Source organism: Crossiella sp. NPDC003009 (genome assembly GCF_053591555.1).
Map to the genome: position 1 here is coordinate 40,849 of NZ_JBSFUA010000055.1, position 9,669 is coordinate 50,517.

The following is a 9,669-nucleotide window of genomic DNA, read 5'->3' on the forward strand; positions in this document are numbered from 1 at the left end:
GGTCGCACGGGGAGGAGCAACGTGTCAGCGACCGAGGAGGCCCGCCGGCTGGCCCACGTCGCCGCGCTCGCGGCGGCCGACAAGAAGGCCCACGACATCGTGGTGCTGGACGTGTCGAACCAGCTGGTGATCACCGACGTCTTCGTGATCGCCTCGGCGCCCAACGAGCGCCAGGTGCAGGCGATCGTGGACAGCGTCGAGGAGAAGATGCGCGAGGCCGGCAGCAAGCCGGTGCGGAGGGAAGGCGCCCGCGAGGGGCGCTGGGTGCTGCTGGACTTCGTGGACCTGGTGGTGCACATCCAGCACGCCGAGGAGCGTTCGTTCTACGGCCTGGAGCGGCTGTGGAAGGACTGTCCCCGGATCGAGTTCGACGACGTGGTGGCGCACCAGCCCGCGGACGAGGACGTCCAGGCGTGACCCTGTCCAGGCTGATCCTGTGGCGGCACGGGCAGACCGGCCACAACGCCTCCGGCCGGCTCCAGGGCCAGCTCGACGTCGAGTTGAACGACATCGGCCTGGCCCAGGCCAAGCGGGCCGCGCCCCTGGTGGCGGCGCTGGAACCGGACCTGCTGGTCACCTCGGACCTGCGGCGGGCGGCGGACACCGCGGCGGCGTTCACCGCGGCCACCGGGATGACGCCGAGGATGGACAAGCGGCTGCGGGAGACCGACGTCGGCCAGTGGATGGGCATGTCCGGCGCGGAGGTCGAGGCCGACTGGCCCGGCGCGCTGGATCGCTGGCGGGCCGACCCCACCTTCGCCCCGCCCGGCGGTGAGAACCGGCTGGAGGTCGCCGCGCGCGCGGTCGAGGTCGTCTCCGAACTGGACCTGACCACCGACGGCACCGCGCTGTTGTGCGCGCACGGCGGCCTGATCACCGGCCTGATCGCCAGGCTGCTGGCGCTGCCGGTGGAGGTCTGGCCGTCCCTCGGCGGCCTGCACAACTGCCACTGGACCGTGCTCGCCCGCCGCGCCGACGACACCAAGTGGCGGCTGATCAGCCACAACGTGGGGGCGACTGGTTGAGCCGGGGACGCCTGCTGGTCCTGGGCGACTCGCTGGCCTTCCACGGCCCGGAACACGCGCTGCCCGCCGACGATCCCCGGCTGTGGCCGAACATTGCCGCGGCCGGGCTGGATCGCGCGGCGGAGCTGTTCGCCGGCTTCGGCTGGACCGCCCGGCACGGCTGGTGGGCGCTCACCGGCGACCCCCGGCTGTGGTCGGTGCTGCCCAGCGCCGACGCCCTGGTGCTCGCGCTGGGCAGCATGGACACGCTGCCCAGCCCGCTGCCGACCTACCTGCGCGAGGGCCTGCGCCACCTGCGCCCGGACCCCCTCCGCCGGTTCGCCCGGTCGAGCTACCTGGCCGCCCAGCCGCACCTGGCCAGGATGCTCCGCGGCCACCCGGTGGCCCTGCCCCCGCACCTCACCGTGGCCTACCTGGACCGCTGCCTGCGTGCCGTCCGCGCCATCCGCCCAGGGCTCCCGGTGGTCGGCATCCTCCCGTCGGTGCACAACTCACCCGACTACGGCCACGTGCACACCGGCCACGCCCCCGCGGCCGCGGCCCTGCGCGCCTGGTCCGCCCGCACCGAGGTCCCCCTGCTCGACCTGCCGGCCCTGGTCCGCCCGCACATCTTCGGCGGCGCGGGCAACCCGGACGGCATGCACTGGGGATATTCCGCACACGCCGAGGTCGGCTCGGCACTGGCCGCCCTGCTCCGCCCGATGCTTCCGTAGGCTGCGTCCCCGTGTCCGTCGCCGTGTTCACCGACTCCACCGCGTACCTGCCGGAGGGCTTCGCGACCCGCCACGGCATCCACGAGGTGCCCCTGCACGTCACGGTGGACGGCGAAAGCGGCCTGGACGGCAAGGACATCGGCCCCAGCGAACTGGCGGCGGCCCTGGCCGAACGCCGCACCGTCACCACCTCCCGCCCCACTCCCGCCGAGTTCGCCACCGCCTACCGCGAAGCCCTGGCCACCGGCGCCACCGGCATCGTCTCCATCCACCTGTCCCGCGAACTCTCCGGCACCTGGGACGCCGCCCGCCTGGCCGCGCTGGAGGTGGGTTCGGACCGGGTCCGCGTCGTCGACTCCCGCTCCACCGCCATGGGCCTGGGCTTCGCGGTACTGGCCGCAGCCAAAGCCGCCACCCAGTCCGCCACCCCAGCCGAGGTCGAAGCGGTCGCCACCCACACCGCCACCCACACCAGAACCTTCTTCTGCCTGGAAACCCTGGAACACCTCCGCCGCGGCGGCCGCATCACCCCCACCGCCGCCCTGCTAGGAACTGCCCTGGCGGTAAAACCCTTGCTACACGTGGAAAACGGCCGAATCCTGCCCCTGGAAAAGGTCCGCACCACCAGCCGCGCCGTGTCCCGCCTGGTCGACCTGGCCACCGAAGCAGCGGGCCAAGGCCCGGTAGAGGTAGCGGTCCACCACCTGGGCTCCCCACAGCGCGCCGCGGAACTGGCCGGCCGCCTGGACGAACGCATCCCCGGCTGCGACGGCTGCGTCATCTCCGAAGTAGGCGCGGTAGTAGGCGCCCACACCGGCCCCGGCGTCCTGGGCGTAGTCGTCCTGCCCCGCCAGCCCGCCTAACGCCACCACCGCTCCACCCTCAATCGTCAGCGGCCCAGCGCTCTTCCACCGCAGCCTCGGCCTCGGTCCGCCGCTCCCGCCTTCGCGCTTCCCGCCTTCGCGCTTCCCGCCTTCGCGCTTCCCGCCTTCGCGCTTCCCGCCTCCCGCTTCCCGCCTTCGCGCTTCCCGCCTTCGCGCTTCCCGCCTCCCGCTTCCCGCCTCCCGCCTCCCGCCTCCCGCCTCCCGCCTCCCGCCTCCCAGCGAAGCGCGGCACCCTACACCACCCGCACCCCCACCACCGCTCCCTCCGCCCTCCCCACCAGCACTTATCCACAACACCCCACCTATCCACAGCCACCCCCGCCCCCGCTGGATCCCCCTCCTCCCCGCCCCTAGCGTCGATCCCATGTGGCGCTTCCTCACTGCGGCAACCAGCACCCGACGCGACCTCGCCCGGAACCGGTTGTCCGAACTGGCCGCCGCCGCACGCGCAAGACCCGGCCCCGACCCGCCCCCCGAACTGGATGGCATCAAGGTCATCCAGCTGGACGAGTCAGGCCACCAACTGCCGGCCCGGCCGTTGTCCCGCACCCCGAAGTGGCTTTCCCGGCTCCTGCCAAGGAGTCCGAGGGGAGTCAGGTGGGACCCCGGCCGACCGGCGGCACTGGCAGTGGCGGTCGTCGCAGTCCTGGCTGTCGCGACGACCGCGCTGCTGGTGTGGCAGGACCGGCCGGCCAGGGAGACCGCTCCGGAGCTGTCCCAGTCGGCCGGTCCCGCCGCCCCTCCGACCACCAAACCCCCAGCCACCACGGGCGCCGGCGCCACATTGGTGGTCAGCGTGGTCGGGAGGGTGACCAGACCCGGGCTGGTTACCCTCACCGAAGGGGCTCGCGTCGCCGATGCCGTCCAGGCGGCAGGCGGCGCACACCCGAACGTCGACCTCAACGGCCTGAACCTGGCCCGCCGGTTGACCGACGGGGAGCAAGTGCACGTCGGTATCCCGCCACCACCCGAGCAGCTCCCGGACAGCCAGGGCTTGCCTCCCGGTGGCACCGCCAAAGTCAGCCTGAACAACGCGACCACCGCCGCCCTCGACGCACTGCCAGGAGTGGGTCCCGTGACGGCGCAGCGCATTGTCCAGTGGCGGACCAAGCACGGCCGCTTCACCTCGATCGACCAGCTGCGGGAGATCGAGGGTATTGGAGAGTCCCGCCTCGCCCGGCTCCGCGAGCTGGTGAGCCTCTGACCCAGGGCGCCGGTCCCGAGCAGGGACCAAACCAACGGGACCGAGCACCGAGGCAGGGACACACATGCGGAGAACGAGTCGTCCGACGCGGCAGATCGCCGTGGCCGACGCACGAGAAAGGGGAGAGCGTGCACCCGTACCCACGGCGACAAGGCGCGGAAAGGGGGGAAGCAGCAGCGCACCGCGCGAACGACTTGTTCTCCGCGACCCATCACCAGCCCAGGAGCCACCACATCCCGTGACCCCGGGCTCACCCGAGGCCTTAGCCCCGGAGCCGCCTCAAGCGTCACCTCCGGGCCCACCCGCGTGCCCGGCCCCGGGGTCACCCGAAGTGTCACCTCCGGGCCCACCCATGCCCCCAGCCCCGGAGCCGCCCGAAGTGTCACCTCCGGTGCCAACCGAGCCGCCAGCCCCGGAGCCGCCCGAAGTGTCACGTCCGGTGCCACCCGAGCTCCCAGCCTCCGAGCCGCCCCCACCCTCCGGCCCGGACCTACGCCTGGTCCCCGCCGCCCTGGCCACCTGGGCGGTAACCCTGCTCGGCCTCCACACCGGCTGGCTCTCCGCCACCGTGACCGCGATCCTGCTCACCGCGGCCGCGGTCACCGCCGCACGCCTCCTTCCTCGCCCCCGCAAACCCACCCACCCCGCAACCCCCGCCTCGGTCTCGACACCCCAGGCCGCCACCCAGCCCCGCCGCTTCCACCGATCCCTCCGCCACCGCCTGGCCGCCGCAACCCTCACCGCCTGCGCCCTGGCCGGAGCCGCCGCCATCGGCATCGCCCTCAGAACCCATGCCACCGCCACCCACCCCCTGCACGCCCTCGCCGAACGAGGCGCCACCGCGACCCTTACCGGCACTATCACCGGCGACCCCCGCCCCATGCGCACCCCGGCCTACGGCGGCCGCCCCACCAACAGCAACGGCACCGTCCTCACCCTCGACCTCGAGTCCGCGCACGCCGTCGGCGACCAGGTGTCCACCGGCGGCGCCGTCCTCCTGCTCGCCCTGCACGACTCCTGGTCCGAGGTCTCACCCGGCCAACGCCTGCGCACCACCGGAAAACTGGCCCCGGCCCGCCCCGGCGACCTGACAGCCGCCGTGCTCCGAGTGCACAACGCGCCAGAACTCCTTGGCACGCCACCGTTCTGGCAACGCGCCGCCACCGACATCCGCACCGGCCTCCGCCAGGCCAGCTCCGTCCTGCCCACTGACCAGGCGGGCCTGCTGCCCTCCCTGGTGGTCGGCGACACCACGACCCTCGCACCCAGGGTCGTCGCCGATTTCCGTGCCGCGGGCCTGTCGCACCTGCTGGCCGTCAGTGGCACCAACCTGGCGATCGTCTGCGGCGCGGTTCTCCTGCTGTGCCAAGCCCTCCGTGCCGGTCCCCGCACGGCGACAGCGGCAGCGGCCTTGGCACTACTGGGATTCGTGATCCTGGCCCGGCCCCAGCCGAGCGTCCTCCGCGCCGCGGTCATGGCCGCCATCGGCCTCTACGCCCTGACCTCCGGACGGGAGCGAGCCGCGATCCCCGCCCTGGCGGGCACCATCACGATCCTGCTGCTCGCCGATCCCGAACTCGCCGGCGACCTGGGTTTCCTGCTGTCCGTACTGGCCACCACGGCCCTGGTCCTGCTGGCCCCACGCTGGTCGGACAACCTGCGTCAACGCGGCGTCCCCGGCGGTCTGGCCGAAGCGCTGGCCATCCCCGCCGCGGCCCACCTGTTCACCGCCCCGGTGGTGGTCGGCATGACCGGCGAACTCAGCCTCACGGCCGTGGTGGCCAACTTGCTCGCCGCTCCAGTGGTCGCCCTGGCCACGGTTCTCGGTGTGCTGGCCGCCGTCCTGTCGGTGATCCATCCCGGCGCCGCCGAACTCCTGGTCCACGTCACCGGTCCGGCGATGTGGTGGCTGGTCACCGTCGCCCACCACGCGGCCGCGGTGCCCATGTCCACCCTGCCCTGGCCCAGCGGTGCCGGCGGCGCCTTCCTTCTCATCGGCGTCCTGCTCGTGCTCGCCCTGCTGCTACGGCGACGCCGGTTCCGCGTCCTGTTCCTGGCGGCGGCCCTGCTCGCGATCCTGGTCCTGGTGCCCATCCGGGTGCTGCGCCCCGGCTGGCCGCTGCCCGGCTGGGCCGTGGTGGCCTGTGACGTCGGCCAGGGCGACGCCATCGTCCTAGCCACCGCCGATCCGGGCCGCGCGGTGCTGATCGACACGGGTCCCGACCCGATCTCCATCACCGCCTGCCTCCGCGACCTGGACATCGACCGGATCCCGCTGCTGGTTCTCACTCACCTGCACGCCGACCACATCGGCGGCCTGGCCGAGGTCCTCGCCGAGCACTCGGTGGGCGCGGTCGGCATCAGCTCTGTTCAGCAACCACCTTGGGCGGTCAAGGAAATTCGCCGTGCCACCGAGGTCGCGGGCGTGCCCGTGATCGAGCTCCACCCGGGCACCAGCACCACCTGGCCCGCACTGACCGTCGACGTCCTCGGCCCCCGCAGCCCCACGGCGCTGGGTGCCACCGGCGAACGCGCCAGCGGCACCGCTCTCAACGACGCCTCACTGGTCATCCGCGCGCACACCACCGCGGGCCGGGTCCTGCTCACCGGCGACATCGAACTAGCCGGTCAAGCAGACCTGTTGGCGGACAAGGGATCCGAGCTGTCCGCCGACATCCTCAAGGTCCCCCACCACGGCTCCCGCTACAGCCTGCCCAGGTTCCTGGCCACCGTCCGGCCCCGGGTCGCGCTGATCAGCGTCGGCGCGGACAACGACTACGGCCACCCCAGCCCGCTGATCCTGGACGCCCTCCACACCCAGGGCACCCAGGTTCTGCGCACCGACCAAGACGGCGACCTGGCCATCGCCCCCAGCCCGCAGGGCCCGGTGATTTCCCGCCACGGCAAAGAAAAATCCCGGACACCCAGATGACCCAGCCGATCCGCCGCAGCCCCACGCCGTCCGCCACGAACACACACGGCGTGCCACCCGGTCGCAAGAACCGGCCGGCACGCCGTGCGGCGAAGCGTGGGATCAGAGGCCGAGGGCCTCGCGGACCGCCGCGGCCGACGGCGGGACGGTGGCGCGGGGGCCGATCCGGTCCTGCACCGCGTCCAGGGTCTTCAGGCCGTCGCCGGTGATCAGCAGGACGGTCTCGGCGTCCGGGTCGAGCTGGCCGGTCTCGATGAGCTTCTTGGCCGTCGCGACGGTCACGCCGCCCGCGGTCTCGGCGAAGATGCCCTCGGTGCGGGCGAGCAGCCGGATGCCCTCGACCACCTCTTCATCGGAGACGTTCTCGATGGCGCCGTTGGTGCGGCGGACCGTGTCGAGCACGTACGGGCCGTCGGCGGGGGCGCCGATGGCCAGGGAGCGGGCGATGGTGTCCGGCTTGACCGGGGTCACCACGTCGTGGCCTGCCTTGAAGGCGGCGGCGACGGGGGAGCAGCCGGTGGCCTGGGCGCCGAAGACGCGGTACGGGCTCTGCTCGACCAGGCCGAGCTCGCCCAGTTCGCGGAAGCCCTTGTCGACCTTGGTCAGCTGGGAGCCGGAGGCGATGGGCACCACGATCTGGTCCGGCAGCCGCCAGCCGAGCTGCTCGGCGACCTCGTAGCCCAGGGTCTTGGAGCCTTCGGCGTAGTAGGGCCGGACGTTGACGTTGACGAACGCCCAGTCCTCGTGGTCCGCGGCCAGTTCGGTGGCCAGGCGGTTCACGTCGTCGTAGTTGCCGTCGACGGCGATCAGGGCGCCGTCGTACACGGCGGTGGTGAGGATCTTGGCCCGCTCCAGCGAGGACGGGATCAGCACCACCGACTCCCAGCCGGCGCGGGCGGCGGCCGCGGCCACGGCGTTGGCCAGGTTGCCGGTGGAGGGGCAGGCCAGGACCTTGAAGCCCAGTTCGCGGGCGGCGGCCAGGGCCACCGCGACCACGCGGTCCTTGAACGAGTGGGTGGGGTTGCCGGTGTCGTCCTTCACCCAGATCCGGCGGACGCCCAGCGCCTTGGCCAGGCGGTCCGCGCGGACCAGCCTGGTACAGCCGGGGTCGGTGTTCGGGTGGGCGTCCACAGTGGACGGCACCGGGAGCAGGTTGCGGTAGCGCCAGATCGACTGCGGGCCCGCCTCGATGTCCTCCCGGCGGACGGTCCCGAAGTCGTAGCCGACCTCAAGGGGACCAAAACACTCGGCACAGGCGAACTCGGCGGCGAGTGGGACCTGGTGGCCGCACTCCCGGCAGACCAGGCTGCGCGCCGGGCCGAGGTCAAGGGTCTGCTGGGCGCTGCTGGGCGCCTCGATGGTCGTCATCGCGAGGTATCTCCTCATCTTTCCCGCTGTCGCGGGGCGGATTTGGCACCGTGTTCACCTGCTCCCTCGCGGAATTCGCGTTGAGCCTGTGCCGGTTGCCGGGGTGTCGTAGGGCCGATCCCTCTACCCCTCTGGATGAGCTGTATTCAGTTGTCTGTGGCTCACCGTACGGCACGGTCGCCACTGAGAGCTACCGCCAGCCCAGTATGCGGGAGGCCGCAGGGCTGTCAGACCCCCGTGAAAGGATTGCCGGTGTGAGCGCCCCAGCCGTCACCCCCGAGCCGCTGCACCTAGTGATCGGGGAAGAGGAACTGCTGGTCGAGCGGGCCGTGAAGGCGTCGTTCGACGCGGCACGGCTGGCCGATCCGCAGGCCGAGCTGACCAAGGTCCGGGTGACCGACCTCACGCCGCCGGAGCTGATCGAGCTGGTGAGTCCCTCCCTGTTCGCTGAGGGCCGGGTCATCGTCCTGGAGGCCGCGCAGGAGGCGGGCAAGGAGATCGCGGAGGCGATCGGCTCCTACTGCAAGGCGCCCAGCGAGGGCGTGGTGCTGGTGGTCGTGCACAGCGGCGGCGGGCGGGGCAAGCTCGCCAAGGAACTGCCGGACGCCCTGCGCAAGGCGGGTGCCAAGATCACGACCTGCGCGAAGCTGACTAAGCCCGCCGACCGCGAGGCCTTCGTCAAGGAAGAGTTCCGCCGGGCGGGCGGGCGGGTCGACCCGGCCGGGCTGGCCGCGCTGATCGAGACCGTGGGATCGGACCTGCGGGAGCTGGCCGCGGCCGCCTCCCAGTTGGTGGCTGACACCGGCGGCTCGGTCGACGAGCAGGCGGTGCGCCGCTACCACCGGGGCCGGGCCGAGGTGACCGGGTTCGTGGTCGCGGAGAAGGCGGTGACCGGCGACCGAGCCGGGGCGCTGGAGGCGTTGCGCTGGGCGCTGCAGACCGGGGTGCCGCCGGTGCTGGTCGCGGACGCGCTGGCCGACGCGGTCCGGACCATCGCGCGGGTCTCGGCCGGCGGACGAGCCGATCCGTTCGCGCTGGCCGGTCAGCTGGGCATGCCGCCGTGGAAGGTCAAGAAGGCGCTGGGCCAGTCCCGCGGCTGGGAGCCCGAGGGCTTGGCCGAGGCGATGAACCTGGTGGCCGGGCTGAACGCGGACGTGAAGGGCGTCGCCGCGGACGCCGGATACGCGCTGGAGCGAGCCGTGCTGCGATTGATCTTGGCGCGACGGGGGCGCTGAGCCCAGGGCAGGGGATGGCTGCGGCTCGGGTGCCGCGGACGGCTGTCGCCCGGATGCTGCGGACGGCTGTCGCCAAGATGCCGAGGACAGCGGTGTCCCGGACCGGGGCGCTAGGCACCTGCCGCCCGGGATGCCTGGAGATGTGGCTGGCGGGGTTCCTCGGCTAGCGGCGCGCCGAGGAACCCCGCCGGGCCTGGCGGGTGGGCGGGGTTTGGTGGTGGGGGGGGGAGGGCAGGGCGGGGTTCAGCCGGCCGGCATCCGGCGGTGCTAGAGGGAACGGATGGGTGGGTTTAATGGGGGTTGGGCGC

General features: G+C 72.7%; 8 protein-coding genes and 1 riboswitch. Of the genes, 7 read left to right on the forward strand and 1 reads right to left on the reverse strand.

Features of this window, described 5'->3' with window-relative positions; all coding sequences use genetic code 11:
* Positions 1–21: 21 nt before the first annotated feature.
* The 6 genes from rsfS to ACWDY5_RS35955 all read left to right on the forward strand — a co-directional run bounded on the left by rsfS (position 22) and on the right by ACWDY5_RS35955 (position 6,758).
* Positions 22–417, forward strand: a complete 396-nt coding sequence (gene rsfS, locus ACWDY5_RS35930; protein WP_449726581.1) for a ribosome silencing factor — start codon at positions 22–24, stop codon at positions 415–417.
* A complete protein-coding gene (locus ACWDY5_RS35935; RefSeq protein ID WP_449726582.1) occupies positions 414–1,025 on the forward strand; it encodes a histidine phosphatase family protein in 612 nt (203 codons plus the stop codon). Before rsfS ends, ACWDY5_RS35935 begins: the two co-directional genes overlap by 4 nt.
* Positions 1,022–1,738 carry a diglucosylglycerate octanoyltransferase gene (gene octT / locus ACWDY5_RS35940; RefSeq protein ID WP_449726583.1) on the forward strand — a complete coding sequence of 239 codons (717 nt, stop codon included), beginning with the start codon at positions 1,022–1,024 and terminating at the stop codon, positions 1,736–1,738. Before ACWDY5_RS35935 ends, octT begins: the two co-directional genes overlap by 4 nt.
* An 11-nt stretch (positions 1,739–1,749) precedes the next feature.
* Positions 1,750–2,601 carry a DegV family protein gene (locus ACWDY5_RS35945; protein WP_449726584.1) on the forward strand — a complete coding sequence of 284 codons (852 nt, stop codon included), beginning with the start codon at positions 1,750–1,752 and terminating at the stop codon, positions 2,599–2,601.
* A gap of 385 nt (positions 2,602–2,986) precedes the next feature.
* Complete coding sequence (locus ACWDY5_RS35950) at positions 2,987–3,826, forward strand: helix-hairpin-helix domain-containing protein (RefSeq protein ID WP_449726585.1); 840 nt, start codon at positions 2,987–2,989, stop codon at positions 3,824–3,826.
* A 439-nt stretch (positions 3,827–4,265) separates the two neighbouring features.
* Positions 4,266–6,758 carry a DNA internalization-related competence protein ComEC/Rec2 gene (locus tag ACWDY5_RS35955; protein WP_449726586.1) on the forward strand — a complete coding sequence of 831 codons (2,493 nt, stop codon included), beginning with the start codon at positions 4,266–4,268 and terminating at the stop codon, positions 6,756–6,758.
* Between the two features lie 102 nt (positions 6,759–6,860).
* On the opposite strand, the gene thrC is transcribed toward ACWDY5_RS35955, so the two are convergent.
* Positions 6,861–8,126 (reverse strand): threonine synthase, encoded by a 1,266-nt coding sequence (thrC, locus tag ACWDY5_RS35960; protein WP_252486385.1) that lies wholly within the window; start codon positions 8,124–8,126, stop codon positions 6,861–6,863.
* A gap of 11 nt (positions 8,127–8,137) precedes the next feature.
* A riboswitch (SAM riboswitch) is annotated at positions 8,138–8,268 on the reverse strand.
* Between the two features lie 112 nt (positions 8,269–8,380).
* Here thrC and holA point away from each other — a divergent pair.
* Entirely contained in the window at positions 8,381–9,361 is a 981-nt protein-coding gene (holA, locus tag ACWDY5_RS35965; RefSeq protein ID WP_283663569.1) for a DNA polymerase III subunit delta, read from the forward strand.
* The last annotated feature ends 308 nt before the right edge of the window (positions 9,362–9,669 follow it).